The sequence below is a fragment of the Bacillus basilensis genome, from assembly GCF_050630465.1.
Taxonomy (GTDB): Bacteria; Bacillota; Bacilli; order Bacillales; family Bacillaceae_G; genus Bacillus_A; species Bacillus_A basilensis.
The window spans coordinates 465,087-489,644 of the sequence record NZ_JBNTQO010000002.1 but is presented as its reverse complement, the minus strand read 5'-3'; the positions used below and the strand labels follow the sequence as shown (position 1 = coordinate 489,644).

Annotated in this window: 27 protein-coding genes; all 27 read right to left on the bottom strand. The window is 37.6% G+C overall.

What is annotated here, in order from left to right; all coding sequences use genetic code 11:
* Positions 1–9: 9 nt before the first annotated feature.
* Positions 10–1,152 carry a 1-deoxy-D-xylulose-5-phosphate reductoisomerase gene (gene dxr, locus ACQVV1_RS06015; protein WP_431168689.1) on the bottom strand — a complete coding sequence of 381 codons (1,143 nt, stop codon included), beginning with the start codon at positions 1,150–1,152 and terminating at the stop codon, positions 10–12.
* A gap of 23 nt (positions 1,153–1,175) precedes the next feature.
* Positions 1,176–1,967 (bottom strand): phosphatidate cytidylyltransferase, encoded by a 792-nt coding sequence (gene cdsA / locus ACQVV1_RS06010; RefSeq protein WP_060631981.1) that lies wholly within the window; start codon positions 1,965–1,967, stop codon positions 1,176–1,178.
* 17 nt (positions 1,968–1,984) lie between these two features.
* Positions 1,985–2,761, bottom strand: coding sequence for an undecaprenyl pyrophosphate synthase (gene uppS / locus ACQVV1_RS06005; protein ID WP_060631982.1), 777 nt, complete (start codon positions 2,759–2,761; stop codon positions 1,985–1,987).
* Between the two features lie 85 nt (positions 2,762–2,846).
* Positions 2,847–3,404 (bottom strand): ribosome recycling factor, encoded by a 558-nt coding sequence (gene frr, locus ACQVV1_RS06000; protein WP_000531504.1) that lies wholly within the window; start codon positions 3,402–3,404, stop codon positions 2,847–2,849.
* A gap of 2 nt (positions 3,405–3,406) precedes the next feature.
* Positions 3,407–4,129 (bottom strand): UMP kinase, encoded by a 723-nt coding sequence (gene pyrH / locus ACQVV1_RS05995; protein WP_000042667.1) that lies wholly within the window; start codon positions 4,127–4,129, stop codon positions 3,407–3,409.
* A gap of 66 nt (positions 4,130–4,195) precedes the next feature.
* Positions 4,196–5,083, bottom strand: coding sequence for a translation elongation factor Ts (gene tsf / locus ACQVV1_RS05990; protein ID WP_001018584.1), 888 nt, complete (start codon positions 5,081–5,083; stop codon positions 4,196–4,198).
* Positions 5,084–5,186: 103 nt separating this feature from the next.
* A complete protein-coding gene (gene rpsB / locus ACQVV1_RS05985) occupies positions 5,187–5,888 on the bottom strand; it encodes a 30S ribosomal protein S2 (RefSeq protein WP_000111485.1) in 702 nt (233 codons plus the stop codon).
* A gap of 346 nt (positions 5,889–6,234) precedes the next feature.
* On the bottom strand, positions 6,235–7,014 hold the full coding sequence (gene codY, locus ACQVV1_RS05980) for a GTP-sensing pleiotropic transcriptional regulator CodY (RefSeq protein WP_000421290.1): 780 nt from the start codon (positions 7,012–7,014) through the stop codon (positions 6,235–6,237).
* 77 nt (positions 7,015–7,091) lie between these two features.
* Entirely contained in the window at positions 7,092–8,483 is a 1,392-nt protein-coding gene (hslU, locus tag ACQVV1_RS05975) for an ATP-dependent protease ATPase subunit HslU (protein WP_242252015.1), read from the bottom strand.
* Positions 8,484–8,505: 22 nt separating this feature from the next.
* Positions 8,506–9,048 (bottom strand): ATP-dependent protease proteolytic subunit HslV, encoded by a 543-nt coding sequence (gene hslV / locus ACQVV1_RS05970; protein ID WP_000526271.1) that lies wholly within the window; start codon positions 9,046–9,048, stop codon positions 8,506–8,508.
* Positions 9,049–9,090: 42 nt separating this feature from the next.
* Positions 9,091–9,990: a tyrosine recombinase XerC gene (xerC, locus tag ACQVV1_RS05965; protein ID WP_063221128.1), complete on the bottom strand. Its 900-nt coding sequence runs from the start codon at positions 9,988–9,990 to the stop codon at positions 9,091–9,093.
* A 65-nt stretch (positions 9,991–10,055) separates the two neighbouring features.
* Positions 10,056–11,360 (bottom strand): FADH(2)-oxidizing methylenetetrahydrofolate--tRNA-(uracil(54)-C(5))-methyltransferase TrmFO, encoded by a 1,305-nt coding sequence (gene trmFO, locus ACQVV1_RS05960; RefSeq protein WP_060631987.1) that lies wholly within the window; start codon positions 11,358–11,360, stop codon positions 10,056–10,058.
* A 50-nt stretch (positions 11,361–11,410) separates the two neighbouring features.
* The gene (topA, locus tag ACQVV1_RS05955; RefSeq protein ID WP_060631988.1) at positions 11,411–13,495 is read right to left on the bottom strand and encodes a type I DNA topoisomerase; all 2,085 of its coding nucleotides are present in this window, start codon (positions 13,493–13,495) and stop codon (positions 11,411–11,413) included.
* A gap of 144 nt (positions 13,496–13,639) precedes the next feature.
* Positions 13,640–14,509 (bottom strand): DNA-processing protein DprA, encoded by an 870-nt coding sequence (gene dprA / locus ACQVV1_RS05950; protein ID WP_063221129.1) that lies wholly within the window; start codon positions 14,507–14,509, stop codon positions 13,640–13,642.
* An 87-nt stretch (positions 14,510–14,596) separates the two neighbouring features.
* Positions 14,597–15,499, bottom strand: a complete 903-nt coding sequence (gene sucD / locus ACQVV1_RS05945; RefSeq protein WP_000115179.1) for a succinate--CoA ligase subunit alpha — start codon at positions 15,497–15,499, stop codon at positions 14,597–14,599.
* A 19-nt stretch (positions 15,500–15,518) separates the two neighbouring features.
* Positions 15,519–16,679 (bottom strand): ADP-forming succinate--CoA ligase subunit beta, encoded by a 1,161-nt coding sequence (gene sucC / locus ACQVV1_RS05940; protein WP_001020788.1) that lies wholly within the window; start codon positions 16,677–16,679, stop codon positions 15,519–15,521.
* Positions 16,680–16,872: 193 nt separating this feature from the next.
* Positions 16,873–17,646, bottom strand: coding sequence for a ribonuclease HII (gene rnhB / locus ACQVV1_RS05935; RefSeq protein WP_431168688.1), 774 nt, complete (start codon positions 17,644–17,646; stop codon positions 16,873–16,875).
* Between the two features lie 51 nt (positions 17,647–17,697).
* Positions 17,698–18,588 carry a ribosome biogenesis GTPase YlqF gene (ylqF, locus tag ACQVV1_RS05930; RefSeq protein WP_063221131.1) on the bottom strand — a complete coding sequence of 297 codons (891 nt, stop codon included), beginning with the start codon at positions 18,586–18,588 and terminating at the stop codon, positions 17,698–17,700.
* Positions 18,589–18,608: 20 nt separating this feature from the next.
* Entirely contained in the window at positions 18,609–19,160 is a 552-nt protein-coding gene (gene lepB, locus ACQVV1_RS05925) for a signal peptidase I (protein ID WP_060631992.1), read from the bottom strand.
* A 101-nt stretch (positions 19,161–19,261) separates the two neighbouring features.
* On the bottom strand, positions 19,262–19,606 hold the full coding sequence (rplS, locus tag ACQVV1_RS05920; RefSeq protein ID WP_001186516.1) for a 50S ribosomal protein L19: 345 nt from the start codon (positions 19,604–19,606) through the stop codon (positions 19,262–19,264).
* Positions 19,607–19,752: 146 nt separating this feature from the next.
* Positions 19,753–20,487, bottom strand: a complete 735-nt coding sequence (gene trmD / locus ACQVV1_RS05915) for a tRNA (guanosine(37)-N1)-methyltransferase TrmD (protein ID WP_242252017.1) — start codon at positions 20,485–20,487, stop codon at positions 19,753–19,755.
* Entirely contained in the window at positions 20,487–21,002 is a 516-nt protein-coding gene (gene rimM, locus ACQVV1_RS05910; RefSeq protein WP_242252018.1) for a ribosome maturation factor RimM, read from the bottom strand. Before rimM ends, trmD begins: the two co-directional genes overlap by 1 nt.
* A gap of 121 nt (positions 21,003–21,123) precedes the next feature.
* Positions 21,124–21,351, bottom strand: a complete 228-nt coding sequence (locus tag ACQVV1_RS05905; protein WP_060631995.1) for a KH domain-containing protein — start codon at positions 21,349–21,351, stop codon at positions 21,124–21,126.
* Between the two features lie 14 nt (positions 21,352–21,365).
* The gene (gene rpsP / locus ACQVV1_RS05900; protein WP_000268750.1) at positions 21,366–21,638 is read right to left on the bottom strand and encodes a 30S ribosomal protein S16; all 273 of its coding nucleotides are present in this window, start codon (positions 21,636–21,638) and stop codon (positions 21,366–21,368) included.
* Between the two features lie 101 nt (positions 21,639–21,739).
* Complete coding sequence (gene ffh / locus ACQVV1_RS05895; RefSeq protein ID WP_000863460.1) at positions 21,740–23,089, bottom strand: signal recognition particle protein; 1,350 nt, start codon at positions 23,087–23,089, stop codon at positions 21,740–21,742.
* A 12-nt stretch (positions 23,090–23,101) separates the two neighbouring features.
* On the bottom strand, positions 23,102–23,434 hold the full coding sequence (locus ACQVV1_RS05890; protein WP_000891061.1) for a putative DNA-binding protein: 333 nt from the start codon (positions 23,432–23,434) through the stop codon (positions 23,102–23,104).
* A 133-nt stretch (positions 23,435–23,567) separates the two neighbouring features.
* Positions 23,568–24,557, bottom strand: a complete 990-nt coding sequence (gene ftsY / locus ACQVV1_RS05885; protein WP_063221134.1) for a signal recognition particle-docking protein FtsY — start codon at positions 24,555–24,557, stop codon at positions 23,568–23,570.
* Position 24,558: the final 1 nt, after the last annotated feature.

Genomic DNA, 24,558 nt, shown 5'->3' with positions numbered 1-24,558 from the left:
CCACCTTTGCTAAATTTGTTCCATCACAAACTGTCTTGTGGCTGCATCAATTTCCAGAATTTCCTCTAGGCTCGGACGTGCAATGACATTGTGATGGTTCATTGCTTTTTCAATGAGGTCTTCCACTGTTAAGAAACCAATTCTCTTTTGTAAAAAAGCTTCAACAGCTACTTCATTCGCTGCATTCATTACAGCCGGCATACTTCCACCTGCTTTTCCAGCTTCATACGCAAAACGCAGGCAGCGGAAACGTTCTTGGTTCATTTTCTCAAAATGCAATGTGCCGATTTCCCATAAATTTAACTGCTTTGTGTCAGAAAGCGGTAATCGATCAGGATATGTAAGCGCGTATTGAATTGGTACTCGCATATCAGGTGAGCCAAGCTGTGCCATCACACTACGATCTTCAAATTCAACCATAGAATGAATAATACTTTCTTTATGTAAAACAACATCGATTTGCTCATAAGGGATACCAAAAAGCCAATGTGCTTCAATTACTTCTAGTCCCTTATTCATCATTGTAGCAGAATCAATTGTAATTTTCGAACCCATTGACCAGTTTGGATGTCGAAGCGCATCTTCTACGGTCACATGATGCAATTCATCTCTCGTTTTATCACGAAAACTTCCACCAGAAGCCGTAATAATTAATCGAGAAATTCTTTTTTCATTTTCACCATTCAAGCATTGAAAAATAGCTGAATGTTCACTATCTACTGGAAGTAACGAAACATTATGTTTTCGCGCTGCTTCCATTACAAGATGCCCTGCAGTCACTAACGTTTCTTTGTTTGCAATTCCAATTGTTTTTTTCGCCTCAATTGCACGTAGTGTTGGTAACAACCCTACGCTACCTACAACAGCGTTTACTACAATCCCCGCATCTGGATGTAATGCTACTTCTAAAAGTCCTTCACTACCATATACAATTTTTGTATTACCAGAAACAGCTTGTAGTTTTAGAACATCTTCCTCTCTTTGCACAGAGACGATTTGCGGAGAAAATTCTTGAATTACCTTTACTGCGTAGTCAATATTTTTCCCTACAGAAAAAGCAACGAGACGGAATTGGTCTGGGTGCGAGCGTAATACATCTATAGTTTGTGTACCAATTGATCCGCTTGCACCTAATAAACTAATGTTTTTCATTACTCCAACCCCTCGTTCATTCATTAATTATATTGTAATAAGAAGTAGAGAATTGGTAAAACGAATAACCAACTATCTGTTCGATCTAATATACCACCATGGCCAGGTAAAATTGTACCTGAATCTTTTACACCATAATGACGTTTAAATGCGGATTGTACTAAATCACCAATTTGTCCAAAAATAGAAATGATAATTGTCAACACAATTAAAATTCCTACATTAGCCTCAACTGGGAAGAAAATATTGTAAACAAGTGCCACAACAATTCCACAAACGATGCCGCCTAATGAGCCTTCAATCGTTTTATTCGGACTAATTTCTGGCCATAATTTTCTTTTTCCTAATGCTTTTCCTATGAAATATGCGCCTGAATCAGTAGCCCATATAACAAATAATGCGCAAAACACATATTTAATTCCTAATATTCTCGTTTCATTCAAATATAGGAATCCCATTGCAACATATGTTGTTGCCATTAGTAAAAATGAAGCATTGTCAAAAGTAAATGTATTCTTAGAAAGGACTGTATATGATAAAAGTAATAAAACAATCACAAATGTGATTTCTAATTTACCTAATCCAATCCAAGTAAACAGTTCTGATGCACTACTTGGAATTAAAATAACCCATAATAATACTGCAGCTAAAACTGTTGGTACTGAAATAAGCGTAAGCTTATTCATACGAATTAATTCATATAAACCTATAGAAGCCAGTGCATACACTAAAACCGTAAAAGGCACGCCACCGTAAATTACGATGGGAATGAATAGCGCGGCAGCAACCACTCCAGTAATAATTCTCTGTTTCACTACCAAACCCTCTCTTTCTACACGCCTCCGAATCTGCGCCCTCTATGTTGAAAGTCTGTGATCGCATTTAGCAGATGTTCTTCCGTAAAGTCTGGCCAATACACATCTGTAAACCAAAATTCCGAATATGCAATTTGCCATAACATGAAATTACTAATACGTAACTCTCCACTTGTACGGATCAACAACTCAGGATCAGGTAACGAGCTCGTCATTAAGTAGGAAGAAAGCATTTCTTCACTTACATCTTCAATACGAACCTTTCCTTCCTCACTATCTTTCATCATATGTTGCACAGCAGAAACGATTTCATCTCGACTTCCATAGTTTAACGCGAAATTAAGAATTAATCCCGTATTCTCTTTCGTATCTTCCATGGCCTTCTCCATCGCTCTGCGTGTATGCGTAGGAAGACGATCTTGTTGCCCTATTACTCGGACTTGTACGTTCTCTTCAATCAATTCTGGTAAAAATGTACCTAGAAATTCTTCTGGAAGTCTCATTAAATAGTCAACTTCCTTTTTCGGTCTTTTCCAGTTCTCAGTTGAAAAAGCATAAAGAGTTAATACTTTCACATTAAGTTTGCTTGCAAATTTTGTGATTTTCTTTACAACTTGCATGCCTTCATGATGTCCCGCAATACGAGGCATCGCTCTCCTCTTTGCCCATCTTCCATTACCATCCATAATAATGGCAATATGTTCTGGGATATATCCTTTTTTCACTTCTTCAACGAGATGATCAAACGATGCGACCTTTTTACTTTTAAAAAAAGGAAAGTTTTTAAACATCATTCATACCCTCCAGCAAGCAGACATATGCCTAAAAGTGTAAAAAGACCCCCTTAAGAAGAGGGTCATATTTGCGAAAGTATCGCTATTACACTTCCATGATTTCTTTTTCTTTGTTTTTTGCGATTTCGTCAACTTTTGCAATATATTTATCTGTTTCTTTTTGGATATCTTCAGTATATCCTCTTAAATCATCTTCTGTAATATCGCCAGCTTTTTCAAGCTTCTTAAGATCATCATTACCGTCACGACGTACGTTACGAACAGCAACTTTTGCTTCTTCAGCATATTTTTTCACAACTTTTACAAGATCACGACGACGCTCTTCTGTTAATGCAGGGAATGCAATACGAATTACAGTTCCATCATTAGAAGGATTTAAGCCTAAATCTGCTTTTAAGATTGCTTTTTCAATATCACCGATAGAAGTTTTATCATAAGGTTGAATTACAAGTAAACGTGCTTCTGGAACTGTAATGTTCGCTAATTGCACAACAGGTGTTGGTGCACCATAGTAATCAACTTGTACCTTATCTAATACAGACGAGCTTGCACGACCTGCGCGAACTGTTGCTAATTCACGAGAGTAAGCAGCAACTGCTTTTTCCATTTTTTCATTTGAAGACTTCAATACTTGTTGTCCCATATTTATTTCCCCCTTACAACTGTTCCAATATTTTCGCCTAAAACGGCACGTTTAATGTTACCTTTTTCCATAACCGAGAATACAATTAATGGAATATCATTGTCCATACATAAAGAAGAAGCTGTTGAATCCATTACACCTAAACCTTCTTTTAATACATCTAAGTAAGTAAGTGTTTCGTATTTCGTAGCTGTTGGATCAAGAGATGGATCTGCATTATATACGCCATCTACATTGTTTTTCGCCATTAAGATAACGTCTGCTTCGATTTCCGCTGCACGTAATGCTGCCGTTGTATCTGTAGAGAAATATGGGTTACCTGTACCTGCTGCAAAGATAACAACACGTTTCTTCTCTAAGTGACGAACTGCTTTACGACGAATGTAAGGCTCTGCTACTTGACGCATTTCGATTGAAGTTTGAACGCGAGTTTGAATTCCAATGTTCTCTAAGCTATCTTGAAGAGCTAATGAGTTCATAACTGTTGCTAACATACCCATGTAATCTGCTCCAGCACGATCCATTCCCATTTCACTTCCGATTTTTCCACGCCAAATGTTTCCGCCACCAACAACAACAGCAACTTCTACATCAAGTTCTGCAATTTCTTTCACTTGTTCCGCAACTGATTTTATAACAGATGGGTTAATTCCAAATCCTTGTTCCCCAGCTAACGCTTCTCCGCTTAGCTTTAATACGACACGATTATATTTCGGTTTACTCATAATGAACCTCCAATTGCTTACATCTTTATTTTAAAAAAGGGAACACAATGTGTTCCCTAATCTTTATTAGTTGCTACCTTTTACTTGGTTCATTACTTCTTCAGCAAAGTTGTCTTCGCGTTTTTCGATACCTTCACCAACAGCGTAGCGAACGAATCCTTTTAATGTTCCGCCTTTAGACTCAACGAACTGACGAACTTTCATATCAGGGTTTTTAACGAATGCTTGGTCAAGTAAGCAAATCTCTTCGAAGAATTTACCTAGACGGCCTTCAACCATTTTTGCAACGATTTTTTCAGGCTTGCCTTCGTTTAAAGCTTGTTGTGTTAATACTTGACGCTCATGCTCAACTTCTTCAGCAGTTACAGCATCGCGGTCGATGTATTTAGGGTTAACTGCTGCGATGTGCATTGCTACATCTTTAGCAGCAGCTTCGTCAGTAGAACCTTCAAGAACTGTTAATACACCAATACGTCCACCCATGTGTAGGTAAGCGCCGAATGCATCAGCATCAGTTTTTGATACGATTTCGAAACGACGAAGTGTAAGTTTTTCACCAATTTTAGCGATTGCTTCATTGATGTGCTCTTCTACTGTTTTGCCGCCTTCGATTGTTTGAGCCATAGCTTCTTCAATGTTAGCTGGTTTGTTAGCTAATAAGTGAGCAGCTAATTCTTTAATTAACGCTTGGAAACCTTCGTTTTTCGCAACGAAATCAGTTTCAGAGTTTAATTCTAAGATTAAACCTTCGTTACCGTTTGTTTCGATGAAAGTTAAACCTTCAGCAGCGATGCGGTCTGCTTTTTTAGCAGCTTTTGCAATACCTTTTTCACGTAAGAAGTCAATTGCTTTCTCCATGTCGCCATTAGTTTCAGTTAAAGCTTTTTTGCAGTCCATCATACCTGCGCCTGTTTTTTCACGAAGTTCTTTTACCATTTGTGCAGTGATTGCCATATTTTTCATCCTCCTAAAATATGTATTTATACCTTTTATAAAGGTGTTTATACCTTAAAAAAGGTGATAAAAGGCCGAACCCCTTATCACCTTTCCAAATTTGTTACGCAGTAACAGTTTCTTCACCTTGTTTTGCTTCAAGGATCGCGTCTGCCATTTTAGATGTAAGAAGTTTTACAGCACGAATTGCATCATCGTTTGCTGGGATAACGTGATCGATTTCGTCTGGATCACAGTTTGTATCAACGATACCGATGATTGGAATGTGTAATTTGCGTGCTTCAGCAACTGCAATACGCTCTTTACGAGGGTCTACTACGAATAATGCACTTGGAAGACCTTTCATATCTTTAATACCGCCTAAGAATTTCTCAAGACGCTCTAACTCTTTTTTAAGTTGAACAACTTCTTTCTTAGGAAGTACTTCGAAAGTACCATCTTCTTGCATTCTTTCGATGTCTTTAAGACGCTTGATACGCTTTTGGATTGTTTGGAAGTTTGTTAAAGTTCCACCTAACCAACGTTGGTTAACGAAGTACATACCAGCACGAGTTGCTTCTTCTTTAATAGCTTCTTGTGCTTGTTTTTTAGTACCTACGAATAAGATGTCTCCACCTTCAGCAGCGATGTCACGCATCGTTCTGTAAGCTTCCTCAACTTTTTTCACAGTTTTTTGTAAGTCGATGATGTAGATACCGTTACGCTCTGTGAAAATGTAACGCTTCATTTTTGGGTTCCAACGACGAGTTTGATGTCCGAAATGAACACCAGCTTCAAGCAATTGCTTCATAGAAATTACTGACATAATATAGTTCCTCCTAAATGGTTTTTGATATCCTCCGTTTACTTCATCTCTAAGCGAAACTACAAACGTAGCACCAACACTTAAATCAGTAAACGTGTGTACTTTGTACTGACACCACTGCTTACTATATCATACTGAAATATTACAATCAAGTCGAAAATGCGAACAATGTAAAACTTTCTTTATTCACACTCGAATTCTAGTATTACCAACCTGTATTTCTTTTAAGCAAAAAAGTGAAATTCAAATAATAGTTTCTAAAAAACATGATTATGGCGCTGTTCACAAACAACATCAACCTCTTATATACAAAAAACTCTCCTCAAGAGAGGAGAGTTTTTATAAATTAGTTTGTTTTTAATTTAGCAAGTTCTTGTAGAAACTTGTCGTTTAGCACTTTAATGTATGTTCCTTTCATACCTAAAGAGCGCGACTCAATAACACCAGCACTTTCTAATTTACGTAGTGCATTTACGATTACAGAACGAGTAATTCCTACGCGATCAGCAATTTTACTTGCAACAAGTAATCCTTCTGTTCCATTTAATTCTTCGAAGATATGCTCGATTGCTTCTAACTCACTGTAAGACAATGAACTAATCGCCATTTGAACAACAGCTTTACTACGTGCTTCCTCTTCAATTTCTTCTGCTTTTTCACGTAAGATTTCCATACCTACTACAGTTGAACTGTATTCAGCAAGGATTAAATCATCGTCTAAGAACTCTTGACCAAGACGAGCTAACACTAATGTGCCTAGACGCTCACCGCCACCAACGATTGGTACGATTGTAGTTAAACCTTGACCGAATAATTCTCTATTTTCTACCGGGAATGCTGTGTAAGCACTGTTTACATCTAAGTTAGAAGATGTTTCTGTAATGTTGAATAAGCTTTGTGTGTATTCTTCCGGGAATTGACGCTCTGCAAGCATTTGTTTCATACGCTCATTCTCAATTTGTTGGTGAATTGCATAACCTAGTAATTTACCACGACGGCTTACTACGAATACGTTCGCTTCGATTACTTCACACATTGTGTCAGACATTTCTCTAAAGTTTACAGGCTTTCCTGCTGCGCTCTGTAATAACGCATTTAATTTTCTTGTTTTTGCTAATAATTCCATTTCAAAAGTTCCTCCTACATGTTACTCACATATTTTTTCATCACTTGGAAACTAGGGCGAGTCACCTGATGACACAATTACAAAATAAACTGGCTCACATCTTTATTTTTAGCAATCGTTGCTAATTTCTCCTCAACGTATTGAGGTGTTATCGTTATTTTCTCTAACGTAATTTCAGATGCTTCAAACGATAAATCTTCAAGGAGCTTCTCCATAATCGTATGAAGTCTTCTTGCTCCAATATTATCTGTATCCTGATTAACTTGATAAGCAATCTCAGCAATCTTACGAATAGCTTCGTCTGAAAATTCAATTTCTATACCTTCAGTCGCTAATAAAGCCATATATTGTTTAATTAACGCATTGTCAGGCTCGATTAATATTTTAACAAAATCATCTGTAGATAATTTTGTTAATTCTACTCGAATCGGAAATCTCCCTTGCAGTTCCGGAATTAAATCCGACGGTTTAGACATATGAAACGCTCCAGCTGCAACGAATAAAATATAATCCGTTTTTACTGATCCGTATTTTGTCGCAACATTCGACCCTTCTACAATTGGTAAAATGTCACGTTGCACACCTTCACGTGATACATCTACGCTATTCGACTGCTTACCAGCAATTTTGTCAATTTCATCGATAAAAATAATCCCGAGCTGTTCAGCACGATAAACAGCCTCTTGTGTAACTTCATCCATATCAATTAAGCGCTGTGCTTCCTCATTTGTCAAGAGTTTTCTTGCTTCTTTCACAGAAAGTTTACGTTTTTTTGTTTTTTTCGGCATAAAACTTCCTAATGCATCTTGGAAATTCATTCCCATTTGTTCCATGCCAGTTCCTTGTAACATATCGAACATGGAAGACTGTTGCTCAGTCACTTCAATCGATACAATCTCATCTTCAAGAAGTCCTGCAGCAAGCTTTCTTTCTACATCTTGACGTTTCTTTTCAATTTCAACATCTTCCTGTTCATCAGATGTTTGATTCGAATTTTGAGCACCGCCAAATAGCATTTCTAATGGGTTTTTAAATCCAGATTGTTTCTCCTGACTCGGCACTAAAATTTCAACAAGACGTTGGTTCGCTTGCTCTTCTGCTTTGTCTTGTACTTTAATTACCATTTCTTCTTTCACGATACGAACTGACGTTTCTACAAGGTCACGTACCATCGATTCTACATCTCTACCTACATATCCAACTTCTGTAAACTTCGTAGCTTCAACCTTAATAAAAGGTGCTCCAACGAGTTTTGCCATTCGTCGTGCGACCTCCGTTTTACCAACACCTGTCGGTCCAATCATTAAAATATTTTTAGGTGCAATTTCATCACGTAGATTTTCAGCTAATTTACTTCGGCGGTAACGATTTCTTAAAGCTACAGCAACCGCTTTCTTCGCATCTTTTTGACCGATAATGTATTGATCTAATTTTTCCACAATTTGACGCGGAGTAAAATGTAAATGCATATAAAATGCCTCCCTTACGATTCTACAATTCTTCCACAATTATATTGTGGTTTGTATAAACACAAATATCGCCAGCAATGTCTAAACTCGCTTTCGCAATTTGCTTCGCTGTTAAATGTTCACTTGCATATTGCTTTAAAGCACGACCTGCAGAAAGCGCATAATTCCCGCCAGATCCAATTGCTAAAATACCATCATCTGGTTCAATCACTTCTCCTGTACCTGAAACAAGAAGCATAGTTGTTTTATCCATGACAATGAGCATCGCTTCTAGCTGACGTAACATTTTGTCGCCACGCCATTGTTTTGCCATCTCAACTGCAGCACGCTGCAAGTTCCCATTGTACTCTTCTAATTTCCCTTCAAACATTTCAAAAAGAGTAAATGCGTCAGCAACGGAACCTGCAAAACCAGCTAAAACTTTCCCTTGGAAAAGTTTACGGACTTTACGAGCTGTATGTTTCATTACAACCGCATTTCCCATTGTCACCTGGCCATCTCCAGCCATTGCACATTCTCCATTATGATGAACTGCAAATATCGTTGTAGCGTGGAAATTCCCCATAGAAAAAACTCCTTTATATGTTTTTATAGCTTTAAAAGCAATTTATGCCCGTGGGTGATGCTTCATGTAGACAGAACGCAATCTTTCTTTAGAGACATGCGTATAAATTTGTGTCGTCGACAAATTCTCATGACCGAGTAGCTCCTGTACAGTACGTAAATCTGCCCCTTCATCTAACATGTGTGTAGCAAATGTATGCCTTAACATATGGGGACTTATCCGCATTGTCAGTGAAGCCTTCTTAATGAGTTCATTTAATACATAACGTACCCCTCGACTTGTCAGCGGCGTGCCTTTCGCATTTAAAAATACCATATGAGAGTGTTCTTCAGTTTTTTGAGCTAACTGTTTTCTCCCGTTCTCTATATAAGTAATTAAAGCATCGTGTGCATAACTCCCGAACGGAATATATCTTTGTTTTTTTCCTTTTCCCATTACTAAAATTGTTCCCACCGCGAAGTCAATATCGGTAAGTTGTAAATTGACACATTCACTCACACGGATCCCAGTCGCATACATCAACTCTAATAAAGCTTGATTCCTTTGACCTAGCGGCGTTTCCGTGTCAGAAACTTCAAATAATTCCTCTAATTCTTCAGCATATAAAAACTTTGGGATTGACAATTCTTTTTTGGGGAGTGACGCAAGTGCAAACGGATTATCTTTCCGATAACCTTCACGCATCAAAAAACGATATAAACTTCGTAAGCTTGATACTTTTCTTGCGACAGATTTACGGGCTAACTTTTCATCATGCAACGTCGTTAAGTACAAACGAACATCCGCGTATGTAATATCTAAAAAAGAGGATATGCCTTCTCGCTCCATAAATTGCACAAAATGTTCTAAATCATTTTGATAACTTGCAATTGTATATTTTGAATAATTTCTTTCAATTTGTAAATATCCAACGAATAATTGTAACAATTTCTTCACATTCACACAATTCACCTCAATAAAGGCTACTAAATCGTATCACAACTTAGTAGCCTTTGCAAGAAATTTAACTAAATATTTACAAAATTTTGAATCGTTTCTAAAGCGCGTGTTGCATAGGCTTCATTACGTTCTGCTTTCCTTTTAATTTTCTTCTCTAACGGTGCAAACAGACCGAAGTTTGCATTCATTGGTTGGAAGTTTTTCGCGTTTGTCGCAGTAATATAATTCGCCATACTTCCCATTGCAGTTACAGGCGGTAATACAACTGGCTCTTCACCTTTCACAAGTCGAGCAGCATTAATACCTGCTAGTAATCCTGACGCCGCCGATTCAACATATCCCTCTACTCCAGTCATTTGACCAGCGAAGAATAAATCATCACGTTGTTTATATTGATATGTTGGACGAAGCAAGTTAGGTGAATTAATAAACGTATTGCGATGCATTACACCATAACGTACAATCTCTGCGTTTTCCAGCCCTGGAATCAACTGTAACACTTCTTTTTGTGGTCCCCACTTTAAATGCGTTTGGAAACCTACGATATTGTATAGCGTTCCCGCTGCATCATCTTGACGTAACTGAACGACAGCATATGGTGTTTTCCCTGTTTTCGGATCTTCTAGTCCAACAGGTTTCATCGGTCCAAATACTAGTGTCTGTCTTCCTCTACTTGCCATAACTTCTACCGGCATACAACCTTCAAAGAAAATTTCTTTTTCAAATTCTTTTAAAGGTACTGTTTCAGCAGCGATTAAAGCCTCGTAAAAACGGTCAAATTCCTCTTCTGTCATCGGGCAGTTTAAATATGCCGCTTCACCTTTATCATAACGAGATTTTAAATACACTTTATTCATATCAATGCTGTCTTTCTCAACAATCGGTGCTGCAGCATCATAGAAATAAAAATAGTCTTCACCTGTTAATTCTTTTAATTGCGCAGCAAGATCAGGAGATGTAAGTGGACCTGTCGCGATAACAGTAGGCCCTTCTGGAATTTCAGTGATTTCTTCATTCATCACAGTTACATTCGGATGGTTTTTCACATATTCCGTTACTTTTGCCGCAAATTCATGACGATCTACAGCTAAAGCCCCTCCTGCTGGTACAGAGCACTCATCAGCTGCACGAATAATAACAGAATCCATTAAGCGCATTTCTTCTTTAATAACACCAACAGCGTTAGTTAACGTGTTCGCTCGAAGCGAGTTACTACATACTAACTCTGCAAATTTATCTGTGTGATGAGCTGGTGTTTGCCTTACCGGTCTCATTTCGTATAATCTTACTTGGACACCACGTTTTGCAATTTGGTAAGCTGCTTCACTTCCTGCAAGACCTGCGCCAATGACGTTTACTACTTGTGTTGTCATATATATATCACCTTTCCTTTTCTTCCCGAAAAAAATGTGAGCAGTTACGCTCACATTTGTTGTTCTTCTTCATAATCACACGAAATACATTGTACTTGCACGCCTTTTTTCAACTTCTTCTCTACAAGCATACCTTCGCACTTCGGACATTTACGGCCAATCGGCTTATCCCAAGATACAAAGTCACATTCTGGATACGTACCGCACCCATAGAAAAGACGTTTCTTTTTATTACTACGACGTTCAATAATTTGACCTTTATCACATTTCGGACAAGTAACACCGATTTCTTTCACAATCGGTTTTGTATTACGACAATCCGGGAAATTCGAGCAAGCCATAAATTTCCCGTATTTACCCATTTTAAAGACCATTGGGTGATCACATAATTCACAGTCTTCCCCAGCTGGTTCATCTTTAATTTCCACTTCACGCATTTCTTTTTCCGCTTTTTCTAAACGCGGTTCAAAGCCTACGTAGAAATCATCAACAATTTTTACCCAATTCGCATTTCCTTCTTCTACTTCATCAAGACTTTGCTCCATGTTAGCAGTAAATTCAATGTTAATAATTTCTGGGAAAAACTCTAAAATAAGTTCAATTACTATTTCACCAAGTTCAGTTGGAACGAAGCGTTTATTATCCAAACCTACGTATCCACGTTTTTGAATCGTTTCAAGTGTCGGTACGTAAGTCGACGGTCTCCCAATTCCAAGCTCTTCAAGTGTTCTTACTAGACGAGCCTCTGTATAGCGCGGCGGAGGTTGTGTAAAGTGTTGTTTCGGTTCTAAATCCTTAGAAAATACTGTTTCCCCTACTTCTAAAGGTGGTAACATCTTATCCTTTTCTTCAGCCCCGTCATCTTTCGATTCTACATACACTTTCATAAACCCTGGGAACTTTACAACTGATCCACTTGCACGGAACTGAACATTATTATTAATGAGTCTCGCTGTCACAGTATCCATTATAGCAGACGCCATTTGACTTGCAACAAATCGCTCCCAAATCAATTTATACAACCTAAGTTGGTCACGACCTAAGAAACTCTTTAGTTCCTCTGGCTTTCTCATTACCGAAGTAGGACGAATCGCCTCATGCGCATCTTGTGCATTTGATTTTTTCGTTTCTTTCTTCTTTTCTGTTCCTGTTCCTATGTATTCCGTACCATACGCCTCAGTAATGTAAGTACGAGCCTCTGTTTGAGCCGTTTCTGAGATACGAGTTGAATCGGTTCTCATATACGTAATAAGACCTACAGTTCCTTGTTTTCCAAGATCAATTCCTTCATACAGTTGCTGCGCAAGCATCATTGTTTTCTTTGCTCGCATGTTTAACTTACGCGCTGCCTCTTGTTGCAAGGAAGATGTTGTAAATGGTAATGCAGGATTACGTTTTCGCTCTTTTCGCGTTACATTTTCAACTGAAAACGCATTTTCTTTCAACTGTTCAATTATTTCATTCACTTGCGTTTCATTCGTTAATTGAACTTTTTCTCCATCTACACCGTAAAAGCTTGCTTCAAATGTGTCTTTCCCTTTTACAAATTCTGTCTTAATTGTCCAGAATTCTTCAGGTTCAAAGCTTTGAATTTCTCTTTCACGTTCGATAATTAAACGAACTGCTACAGATTGTACGCGTCCTGCACTTAATCCTTTTTTTACTTTCTTCCATAATAAAGGACTAATATTGTAACCAACAAGACGATCTAGTATACGTCTTGCTTGTTGTGCATCTACTAAATCCATATTAATCGCACGAGGATGTTTAAATGATTCTTTTATTGCATCTTTTGTAATCTCATTAAACACAACTCGACAATCTGATTCAACGTCCACATTTAACGTATTTGCTAAATGCCAAGCAATTGCTTCCCCTTCGCGGTCTGGATCGGCCGCGAGATAGACTTTCTTTGCTTTTTTTGCCGCTGATTTTAAGTCTTTTAAGACGGGACCTTTACCACGAATGGTAATATATTTCGGGGTGAAGTTGTTCTTTACTTCTATCCCCATTTGGCTTTTAGGTAAATCGCGAACGTGTCCCATAGACGCGACAACTTTGTATTTTTTCCCTAAATATTTCTCAATGGTCTTCGCCTTAGAAGGCGACTCCACGATTACGAGGTAATCTGACATGCTAGTGCCTCCTTAAGAGGTGGATTCAAGTCTTCATTAATCTTATTGATTTCTCTTGTTTTTGTCAATCAAGAATGAATATACCATACAGCGCCTATCTACCATTTGTCAATAATTGTTTAATAAAAACATAAAAATATAAGGTTAATTTAACATCTCTTCTAGGATATCTTCTGCATTTCTTACTAGTTTCGCTCCTTGTTGAATTAGATGATTCGTTCCTGATGCACTCTCTATAAATATAGGTCCAGGAAGTGCAAATACCTCTCTATTTTGCTCTAAAGCAAGGTCCGCAGTAATAAGTGTTCCACTTCTTGATTTCGCTTCTACAACTAAAACCCCTTTACTTATACCACTAATAATTCGGTTCCTTTTTGGAAAATACCATTTTTTCGGTGCATAGTGTGGAGGATACTCTGTTAATAACAATATATATTCATTCCACGCCTCATATAAATATCGATTCTCTTTTGGATATATATACGATAATCCATGTCCTAGTATCGCAATAGTTGGGCAATGTAGTCTTACTGTAATCTCATGAGACATCGTATCTATCCCTCTTGCAAAACCACTTACAATAAGCCATCCTCTTTCTAATAATGGGTGTAAAATAAATTCTAAACTCTCCTGTCCATATAAAGTCGGTTCTCTCGTTCCAACAACCGCTAATTTATTCGATTTATTGAGAAAATCCTTCTTTCCTTTTCCATATAACACAAAGGGGGGATCTTGTATTTCACGTAAAAGTTGTGGATAATCTTCATCCCATATAGTCATATAAAAGATTCGATTTTTCTTTAAATAAGATATATATTGTGGGAGACTTGAACTTTGAAGAAAATTTACTAATTCTGAAGATTTTTGCGAGGATATTCCAGTATAATATTCAATTTGTTTTGCATTAAAAGCGTATATCCCTTTCAATTCTGGATCGACATATAATATTCTTTCCATCACCTTCCAATGATCTGCTAGCAAGTAATGAAGATGTAATAATCGTTCTCTTTTCATCTCAAATCTCCTTACCCATAATTTTTATTATGTAAACAATAATTGTGTAAAAAGACACCTTCAAGCAAGAAGGTGTCTTTCAAAAGATTAATAGTTTTTACAAGTCTCAAATAGACCTTTTTCTTTTAAGACAGAGATTAGTGTTTCACCCATAACCGCTGGAGTTTCCGCTACTTTAATACCACAAGCTTCCATTGTTTTAATCTTTTCTGCAGCAGTTCCTTTACCCCCAGAAATGATTGCCCCAGCATGACCCATACGTTTGCCTTCAGGCGCAGTTTGACCACCAATGAAGCCTACAACAGGTTTTGTCATATTAGCTTTTACCCATTCAGCTGCTTCTTCTTCCGCTGTACCACCGATTTCACCAATCATAATTACAGCATGTGTTTCTTCATCTTCATTAAATGCTTTTAACGCATCAATAAAGTCTGTACCGTTAACAGGGTCCCCGCCGATACCTACAGCAGTAGATTGGCCAATACCTTCTTGTGTTAACTGATGTACAGCCTCATACGTTAATGTACCAGAGCGAGATACGATACCTACATGGCCTTTTTTATGAATGTATCCTGGCATAATACCGATTTTACATTCATCAGGCGTAATAACACCCGGGCAGTTTGGTCCAAGTAAACGTGTATGTTTACCCGCCATATATCTCTTTACGTTTACCATATCTAATACAGGAATTCCTTCAGTAATACATACTACTAAATCAATTTCTGCATCAACTGCTTCCATAATTGCATCAGCCGCAAAAGCGGGTGGAACGTATACAACTGAAGCGTTTGCGCCTGTTGCCTTCACTGCATCTTCTACTGTATCAAATACTGGTACACCTTCAATATCAGTACCACCTTTACCTGGTGTTACACCACCGACAATTTTCGTACCGTATTCAATCATTTGCTTTGTGTGGAATAACCCTTGAGAACCTGTAATACCTTGAACAATAACTTTTGTATCTTTATTAACTAATACGCTCATTTTTCTCCCCCGCTTTCTATTAGCCCACTAGTGAAACAATTTTTTGTGCACCGTCTGCCATAGATTCTGCTGCAACAATATTTAAGCCAGACTCATTTAAAATTTTCTTACCTAACTCTACGTTTGTACCTTCAAGACGTACAACTAAAGGCAACTCAAGGCCAACTTGCTTTGTCGCTTCAATAACACCTTCTGCGATAACATCGCACTTCATGATGCCACCAAAAATGTTAACGAAGATACCTTTTACATTTTTGTCAGAAAGGATAATTTTGAATGCTTCTGTAACTTTTTCAGCTGTCGCACCGCCACCAACATCTAAGAAGTTAGCTGGATCACCATGGTAATGTTTAATGATATCCATTGTAGCCATCGCTAAACCTGCACCATTAACCATACAACCGATATTTCCATCTAAAGGAATGTAGTTTAAGTCATATTTAGAAGCTTCAATTTCTTTTGCATCTTCTTCTTCAAGATCGCGAAGTTCTAAAATGTCTTTATGGCGATATAATGCATTAGAATCAAAGTTTAATTTCGCATCTAATGCCATAACTTTACCGTCACCTGTTGTAACAAGTGGATTAATCTCAGCGATAGAGCAATCTTTTTCGATAAACGCACGGTATAAGCCCATCATAAACTTCACAGCTTGTCCTACAAGCTCTTTTGGAATATTGATGTTAAATGCGATTCGGCGCGCTTGGAAGCCTTGTAAGCCTACTGCTGGATCAATATATTCTTTAAAGATTTTTTCAGGTGTTTTTTCTGCTACTTCCTCAATTTCTGTTCCGCCTTCTTCAGACGCCATTAAAACAACTTGAGAAGTTGCACGATCTAACACAAGACCTACATAATATTCTTTTTTAATATCGCAACCTTCTTCGATAAGTAAGCGTTTTACTTCCTTACCTTCAGGACCTGTTTGATGTGTCACAAGTGTAGTTCCTAAAATGCTCTCTGCATATGTACGAACTTCATCTAAATTTTTTGCAACTTTTACTCCGCCAGCTTTGCCGCGTCCACCAGCGTGAATTTGTGCTTTTACTACACATACATCCGTTCCTAATTCTTTCGCTGCTTCTACAGCTTCTTCTACTGTAAATGCAACCTTCCCGTTCGGAACGCTAACCCCATAGCTTCTAAGGACTGCCTTACCTTGGTACTCATGGATATTCATGGTCCCATCCTCCCCTGTTTTCCTGTTTTACTCGAAAAGTTTTTTAATGTTTAAAAAACATTACATTGCCATTGTATAAGATGATTGGCACGCTGTCTACAATAAAGTGTCAGAAAACTGAAATCGCTTTATTCTTTTTTGAAAATAGTAATGTTTATATGTCAAAATAAAAAATAAGCTGCAAAAATACAGCTTATTTTTGAATCATATCTTTAATTGGTGCAAACGATTTCCGATGTTCTTCTAATACTCCATGCACTTCAATCGCTTCTAAATGTTGTTTCGTGCCATATCCCATATGTTGTTCAAATCCATATGCAGGATACTTTTCTCCAAGCTCTTTCATCATACGATCTCTCGTTACTTTCGCAATAATAGATGCAGCTGAAATAGAAATACTTTTCGCATCACCTTTAATGATGGATGTTTGCGGAATTGGTGTAGAAAGTTTCATCGCATCAATTAATAGATGTTCTGGTGTACAGGATAAATTCGCAACAGCATCTAACATCGCTTGTTTCGTCGCTTGATAAATATTTATCTCATCAATAACTTGTGGTGATACAATTCCAACTCCAATCGCAATTGCTTGTGCTTTGATTTCATCATAAAAACGCTCTCGCTTTACCTCACTTAGCTTTTTCGAATCATTTAACCCTGGAATATAAAAATCTTCCGGGAGGACAACAGCTGCCGTCACAACAGGCCCAGCTAGTGGTCCACGACCTACTTCATCTATACCTGCAATATATGCGAGGCCTTTTTCACGTAACGCATTTTCATACTTAGACATTTCTAGAAATTTTTCTTTTTCCTTTTGTGCTAACTCTTTTTGTTTATACCACCTCAAAATGAGTTTTTGTACCCCTTTTCGCTCATCCTTCATTAATACTTGAAAGCGGTCGTCCTCTTCACTCATAATTTCTTGCAGTAAATATTCCGCTTCTTGAATCGTCACTTTTTGCATTTATGCCACTCCCTGTATATACAAAAAAGAAAAGACGTACAAACGCACGTCTTATACTTCTTCTACTTTTTCTGCATCTTCTGTCTGCTCTGCAAACTCCTCTGGTGTTTCAAACGTCATTTTTCCAAGTTTGCCACCACGAAGCTCACGAAGTACAAGTTCAGATGTTTTATCATAATCAATCATTCCGCCGCCCATTAAGCAACCTCTGTTTTTTCCAATCGCATCAAATAACTCTACAATCTCTTCTGGAATGTCATTTAAATTATAGCGCTCTTTCAAACGTTCCGGATAATGTTTCTCCATAAAACGTAACGCATAAATAGCTACATCTTGCAGATTTAAAATAGAATCTTTAATTGCACCCGTTGTCGCTAAACGAAGACCCACTAATTGATCTTCAAATTTAGGCCATAAAATACCGGGTGTATCCAATAATTCCATTTCCTTCCCAACTTTAATCCATTGCTGAGCTGTTGTCACACCAGGGCGATCTCCTGTTTTAGCAATATTTTTCTTCGCCAATTTATTAATCAACGTGGATTTACCAACATTCGGTATACCTACAATTAATGCACGAATCGCTCTTGGTCTAATACCTTTTGCAACCATTTTATCAAATTTTTCTTTCACCAACACTTTACAAGCTGCTGCAATTTCCTTCATACCTTGTCCAGCTTGTGCGTTAATTGAAATTGCCATATGGCCTTTTTCTTTAAAATATGCGATCCATTGCTTCGTTAAATGATCATCTGCCATATCCGCTTTATTTAAAACAACAAGCCTCGGTTTATGTGTAATAATCTCATCGATCATTGGATTTCGAGAAGATAAAGGTAATCGAGCATCTACAAGCTCAATTACAACATCAATTAACTTTAATTTTTCTGTTACTTGGCGTCTAGCCTTTGCCATATGTCCCGGGAACCATTGAATTACCATGCTGCCACCTTCTTTTTCTTTTATTTCACAATACGTGCATCTTTTAACGGCCAATATAGTATATTTGCTTTTCCAATTACTTGGTCCATTGAAATTGTACCAATTGAACGACTATCTTTACTAAAACGACGATTATCGCCTAAAACAAATAATTGACCTTCTGGAACAGTTTTCTTCCCTGTCATTTCTTCAAGAGTAAAATCATATGTAAGCGGTCCGTCAGCAATTTGTTTTTTCTGCTTGTCTAAATACGGCTCCTCATAAGGCTTTCCGTTAACATATAGTTTATCATTACGATACTCTATTTCATCGCCTGGCAGGCCGATAATGCGTTTAATATAATCTTTATCTTCCGTTGCCCGGAATACAATAATATCAAATCGTTTCGGATCTCCTATGTGATAACCAATTTTATTGACAATCATTCGATCGCGATCATGTAAAGTAGACGCCATCGATACCCCATCTACGAGAATTGGCGCAAAGAAAAACTGTCTAATAACACCCGCTAATACAACAGCAATTAAAATTGCCTTGATCCATTCCCAAAGTGAACTCTTTTCTTTCTTCATGCATTTCCCCTCCACGATTATGTAAGCTGCTCGTATTATATCAAAATTTTATATAGATTGGAAAAAGGGAGCTTGTGCATTTACAAGCTCCCATACATGTCTTATCGAATTTCTTTAATACGTGCTTTTTTACCGCGAAGGTTACGTAAGTAGTATAACTTAGCACGACGTACTTTACCACGGCGAAGTACTTCGATTTTCGCGATTCTTGGCGTGTGAACTGGGAATGTACGCTCAACACCTACACCGTAAGAAATCTTACGAACTGTGAATGTTTCACTGATTCCGCCACCACGACGTTTGATTACAACACCTTCGAAAAGCTGAATTCTTTCACGAGTTCCCTCAACTACTTTTACGTGTACACGTAAAGTGTCTCCAGGACGGAATGAAGGAAGGTCAGTTTTTAATTGGCCTTTTGTAATTTCTGCGATTAATTGTTGCATATTAAATTCTCTCCTTTAAACAGATGCTCTTATAAAGTCTAAATAAATTACAGCGGAACATCGTTAATACGGCTACTGATTTCAGCAGCACAAGTGTTATAATAGCATATTGCTAGAACTGTTGCAATAGCAAATATATCAAGTCCTTATTTGCCTTCTTTAATCTGTTCTAACCATTTCTCTTCTTGCTTAGACAACTCTCGTTCTTCCAATAAATCCGGTCTACGCGTGTACGTACGACGTAGTGATTCTTTATGTCGCCATTCATCAATATTTTTATGATTTCCCGACATTAATACATCCGGCACCTTCATACCACGAAAATCAGCTGGACGTGTATAATGAGGATGCTCTAATAAACCTGTACTAAACGAATCCTCGACTTGCGAAGCATGATTCCCTAGTACTCCTGGCAGGAGACGTACAACACTATCAGTAATAACCATAGAAGCTAACTCTCCACCGGTTAATACATAGTCACCAATAGAAATTTCATCTGTTACGAGATGTTCACGAATTCGTTCGTCATATCCTTCATAATGCCCACATACAAAGATTAAATGTTCTTCCTCTGCAAGCTCTTCCGCTTTCTTCTGAGTGAATCTTTCACCCTGCGGACACATTAAGACAACTCTCGGCTTACGCTCTGTCTCTTTTGTTAAATCTTCTACAGCATCAAAAATAGGCTGAGGGGTCAATACCATCCCAGCGCCACCGCCATACGGATAATCATCTACGCTATTATGCTTACTCGTTGTATAATCGCGGAAATTGACAACACGAAGCTCTACCGCTTCTTTTTCTTGTGCTTTCTTTAAAATTGAAGATCCAAACACACCTGTAAACATATCTGGAAACAATGTTAAAATGTCAATTTTCATTATAGCAACCCTTCCATTACATGAATGGTTACTAATTTATTCTCAATGTTAACTTGAAGTACAACATCATCAATATAGGGAATTAACAGATCTTGACCTTTTGGACGTTTAATTACCCAAACATCATTCGCACCAGGTGATAAGATTTCTTTGATCGTTCCTAATGCCTCTCCCTCTTCTGTTACAACGTTACAACCAATAATTTCATGATAGTAGTATTCACCTTCAGCTAGTTCACCTAACTGCTCTTCTGGTACTTTTATTAAAGAACCTTTAAATTTCTCTACTTCATCTACATTTTTGTATCCTTCAAATGTTAATAAATCAAATGTCTTATGTTGACGATGAGAAGTTACTTTCACCGGAAGGTAATCTGTACTTTTCTCATTCGATATGTATAAAGTGTTTCCTACTTTATATCGCTCTTCCGGAAAATCAGTACGAGAAATCACACGAATTTCTCCTCTTACGCCATGAGTATTTACAATTTTTCCTACATTAAACCATTTTGTCATAAATAGTATGTCACCCCTGGTTTCCATATAAATTAAGCATCTCCATTTCACACATGGAACATGCAATTTCTCTTTAAATGTTAAAAAAGGGAGAGGATATAACTCCTCGCCCTTTTTACGTTTATTGAATTTCCAGTGTTACTTTTTCATCATTATGATGTCCCACTGAATACAAGAGCATTCGAATTGCTTTCGCAACTGTCCCTTGCTTTCCAATGACTTTTCCAACATCCTCAGGATGTACAGTTAATCGATACTTTATCTCTCCGTTGTAAAGTTCCTGTGTAACTTTTACATCTTCAGGATGATCGACAAGAGGCTTGACAATCGTCTCGACTAACTTCTTCATAGTCATTGCCTCAATTACTTACCTTGTTTAGATAAGTGGAATTTCTCCATGATACCTTGGTTAGAGAATAAGTTACGAACTGTATCAGATGGTTTAGCACCATTTCCTAACCATTTTAATGCTGCTTCTTCGTTGATCTTAACTTCAGCTGGTTGAGCAACCGGATTGTAAGTACCGATTTCCTCAATGAAACGTCCGTCACGAGGAGAACGAGAATCTGCAACAACTACACGATAGAAAGGAGTTTTTTTAGCTCCCATACGTTTTAAACGAATTTTAACTGCCATTTATAAAGCACCTCCGAATTTATTTCACACAGATAATTATATTAGCAAAAAGACTATTGCTTTGTAAAGTATTTTTTCTTAACAGAGCCATCTTTTTTTCCTTACATGAATGGAAACTTCAATCCACCTAGTCCCTTTTTCTTACCTTTTTGCATTCCCGTCATCGTCTTCATCATTTTTTTCATATCATCAAATTGCTTGATTAGACGATTGATTTCTTGTACCGTTGTACCGCTACCTTTGGCAATGCGCTTTTTGCGACTAGCATTGATTATTTCCGGTTGTTCTCGCTCTAATTTAGTCATAGAACGAATAATCGCCTCAATATGCCCAATTTGTTTTTCATCAACTTGTGCATTTTTCAGCCCTTTAATTTTATTTGCACCAGGAAGCATTCCTAACAATTCGTCAAGCGGTCCAAGTTGACGTACTTGTCCAAGTTGTTCTAGGAAATCGTCAAGCGTAAACGAAAGCGTACGCATTTTTTGCTCAAGTTCTTTTGCTTTCTCTTCATCAACTGTAGCTTGCGCTTTTTCAATTAATGTTAAGACGTCTCCCATCCCTAAAATACGGGATGCCATACGTTCTGGATGGAACGCTTCAATTGCATCTAGTTTTTCACCCATACCAGCAAATTTAATAGGTGTGTTTGTTACAGCCTTAATAGATAATGCCGCACCACCGCGCGTATCACCATCTAATTTCGTTAATACAACACCAGTTAAACCTAACTGCTCATGGAAACTTTGTGCTACATTTACCGCGTCTTGTCCCGTCATCGCATCGACAACTAGGAAAATTTCATCCGGTTTCGCAACTTCTTTCACTTTCGCTAATTCATCCATTAGTTCTTCATCAATATGCAGACGACCTGCTGTATCAATTAAAACATAATCGTGATGATCTTCTTTTGCTTTTGCAATCGCTTGTTTCGCAATTTCAACTGGACTAACTTGATCTCCTAAAGAGAAAACAGGCATGTCCAATTGCTTCCCTAATGTTTCAAGCTGTTTAATCGCTGCTGGACGGTAAATATCCGCTGCAACAAGCATTGGTTTACGATTATGCTTTTTACGCAGTAAATTCGCAAGTTTACCTGTTGTTGTCGTTTTACCTGCACCTTGCAGACCAACCATCATTATAACAGTCGGTGGCTTATTAGCAACAGCAATTTTACTTTGCTCTCCGCCCATAAGTTCTGTAAGTTCTTCCTGTACAACTTTAATTACTTGTTGTCCAGGTGTCAAACTTTTCATTACATCTTGTCCGACAGCACGTTCAGACACACGCTTTACAAAATCTTTTACTACTTTAAAGTTAACGTCCGCTTCTAAAAGAGCTAGACGAACTTCTCTCATCATTTCTTTCACATCGGCTTCAGAAACTTTTCCTTTGCCGCGGATTTTTTGCATTGTCTGTTGAAGTCGGTCGGCTAATCCTTCAAATGCCATATTGCCGCCCTCCTAATCTAATTTTTCGATAGCTTCAACAACTTGTTTCATTTCTTCATTCACATGCTCTTCTTCGCTGATTAGCTGTTTTAGCTTTGCAACAAGTCGCTGTCGCTCTTGAAACTTTTGAAGTAATACTAATTTATCTTCATATTCTTCAAGCATCGCTTCAGTCCGTTTAATGTTATCATACACGGCTTGGCGACTTACATCAAATTCTTCCGCAATTTCACCAAGAGATAAATCATCTAGATAATAAAGCGACATATAACTTCTCTGTTTTTGCGTTAACAACGATTGATAAAAATCAAATAAATAGTTCATTCTCGTTGTTTTTTCGAGCATGTTGGATCATCCTTTGTTAAGTGATTTCCCTTTACATCAATTAGTTTACATGGAGTACAAAAGAGTGTCAAGTTTTTTTCTTAACATCACATATTTTTATAGAAAAAGAAGCGGGAAATACCGCTTCTTTCACTTATACTTCTTCTGTTTCTACTAAGTTCGCAAATAAACCATACACATATTGTTCGGGATCAAACTGTTGCAGATCATCCATTTGCTCCCCTAATCCAACAAATTTCACCGGTACGTCCATTTCGTTTCGAATCGCTAATACAATACCACCTTTAGCAGTACCATCTAACTTCGTTAAAACAATACCAGTAACATTCGTTGCTTCACGGAATGTTTTCGCTTGACTTAAACCGTTTTGTCCTGTTGTAGCATCAATTACAAGTAATACCTCATGAGGAGCTCCTGGTACTTCGCGCTCAATTACACGCTTTACTTTCTCTAACTCTTTCATTAAGTTCACTTTATTTTGTAAACGTCCTGCTGTATCACATAGTAATACGTCTACTTTACGTGCTTTTGCAGCTTGTACAGCATCATACATAACCGCTGCTGGATCAGACCCTGATCCTTGTTTAATCACTTCTACACCAACGCGATCGCCCCATACTTCTAATTGTTCAATCGCTCCAGCACGGAATGTATCTCCTGCCGCCAATAGGACAGATTTACCTTCCGATTTAAATTTATGTGCTAGTTTACCAATTGTCGTCGTTTTTCCTACACCGTTAACACCGACAAATAAAACAACTGTTAATTGATCCTCTTGCATATTAATTTCGTTACTAAAGTCACTGTCACCTTTATAAATTCCTACTAACTTTTCTGAAATAACAGCTTGTACTTCTTTTGGATCTTGAATGTTACGACGTTGCACTTCTTCTTTCAATTGATCAATCAATTCCATTACTGTCGAAACGCCAACATCCGCACCGATTAAGATTTCTTCTAATTCTTCGAAAAAATCTTCATCTACTTTACGGTAACGAAACACTAAATCATTTACTTTATCTGCAAACGAATTTCTCGTTTTTTCTAATCCGTTTTTAAACTTCTCTGTTACCGTATCTGTTTGTTTTGAAATTTTTTCTTTTAACTTTTTAAAAAAGCTCATA

Coding starts and splice junctions, on each gene's coding strand:
- rimM (WP_242252018.1), bottom strand. CDS start 21,002: ATGACAAAATGGTTTAATGTAGGAAAAATTGTAAATACTCATGGCGTA.
- frr (WP_000531504.1), bottom strand. CDS start 3,404: ATGGGACAACAAGTATTGAAGTCTTCAAATGAAAAAATGGAAAAAGCA.
- pyrH (WP_000042667.1), bottom strand. CDS start 4,129: ATGAGTAAACCGAAATATAATCGTGTCGTATTAAAGCTAAGCGGAGAA.
- hslU (WP_242252015.1), bottom strand. CDS start 8,483: ATGCATTTACATTTTACTCCGCGTCAAATTGTGGAAAAATTAGATCAA.
- sucD (WP_000115179.1), bottom strand. CDS start 15,499: ATGAGCGTATTAGTTAATAAAGATACAAAAGTTATTGTTCAAGGTATT.
- trmFO (WP_060631987.1), bottom strand. CDS start 11,360: ATGACAACACAAGTAGTAAACGTCATTGGCGCAGGTCTTGCAGGAAGT.
- ylqF (WP_063221131.1), bottom strand. CDS start 18,588: ATGGTAATTCAATGGTTCCCGGGACATATGGCAAAGGCTAGACGCCAA.
- topA (WP_060631988.1), bottom strand. CDS start 13,495: ATGTCAGATTACCTCGTAATCGTGGAGTCGCCTTCTAAGGCGAAGACC.
- lepB (WP_060631992.1), bottom strand. CDS start 19,160: ATGAAGAAAGAAAAGAGTTCACTTTGGGAATGGATCAAGGCAATTTTA.
- rpsP (WP_000268750.1), bottom strand. CDS start 21,638: ATGGCAGTTAAAATTCGTTTAAAACGTATGGGAGCTAAAAAAACTCCT.
- ACQVV1_RS05905 (WP_060631995.1), bottom strand. CDS start 21,351: ATGAAGAAGTTAGTCGAGACGATTGTCAAGCCTCTTGTCGATCATCCT.
- ACQVV1_RS05890 (WP_000891061.1), bottom strand. CDS start 23,434: ATGCTCGAAAAAACAACGAGAATGAACTATTTATTTGATTTTTATCAA.
- ftsY (WP_063221134.1), bottom strand. CDS start 24,557: ATGAGCTTTTTTAAAAAGTTAAAAGAAAAAATTTCAAAACAAACAGAT.
- ffh (WP_000863460.1), bottom strand. CDS start 23,089: ATGGCATTTGAAGGATTAGCCGACCGACTTCAACAGACAATGCAAAAA.
- dxr (WP_431168689.1), bottom strand. CDS start 1,152: ATGAAAAACATTAGTTTATTAGGTGCAAGCGGATCAATTGGTACACAA.
- hslV (WP_000526271.1), bottom strand. CDS start 9,048: ATGGGGAATTTCCACGCTACAACGATATTTGCAGTTCATCATAATGGA.
- dprA (WP_063221129.1), bottom strand. CDS start 14,509: ATGAAAAGAGAACGATTATTACATCTTCATTACTTGCTAGCAGATCAT.
- rpsB (WP_000111485.1), bottom strand. CDS start 5,888: ATGTCAGTAATTTCTATGAAGCAATTGCTTGAAGCTGGTGTTCATTTC.
- trmD (WP_242252017.1), bottom strand. CDS start 20,487: ATGAAAATTGACATTTTAACATTGTTTCCAGATATGTTTACAGGTGTG.
- rplS (WP_001186516.1), bottom strand. CDS start 19,606: ATGCAACAATTAATCGCAGAAATTACAAAAGGCCAATTAAAAACTGAC.
- tsf (WP_001018584.1), bottom strand. CDS start 5,083: ATGGCAATCACTGCACAAATGGTAAAAGAACTTCGTGAAAAAACAGGC.
- uppS (WP_060631982.1), bottom strand. CDS start 2,761: ATGATGTTTAAAAACTTTCCTTTTTTTAAAAGTAAAAAGGTCGCATCG.
- sucC (WP_001020788.1), bottom strand. CDS start 16,679: ATGAATATCCATGAGTACCAAGGTAAGGCAGTCCTTAGAAGCTATGGG.
- rnhB (WP_431168688.1), bottom strand. CDS start 17,646: ATGCAAAAAGTGACGATTCAAGAAGCGGAATATTTACTGCAAGAAATT.
- codY (WP_000421290.1), bottom strand. CDS start 7,014: ATGGAATTATTAGCAAAAACAAGAAAATTAAATGCGTTATTACAGAGC.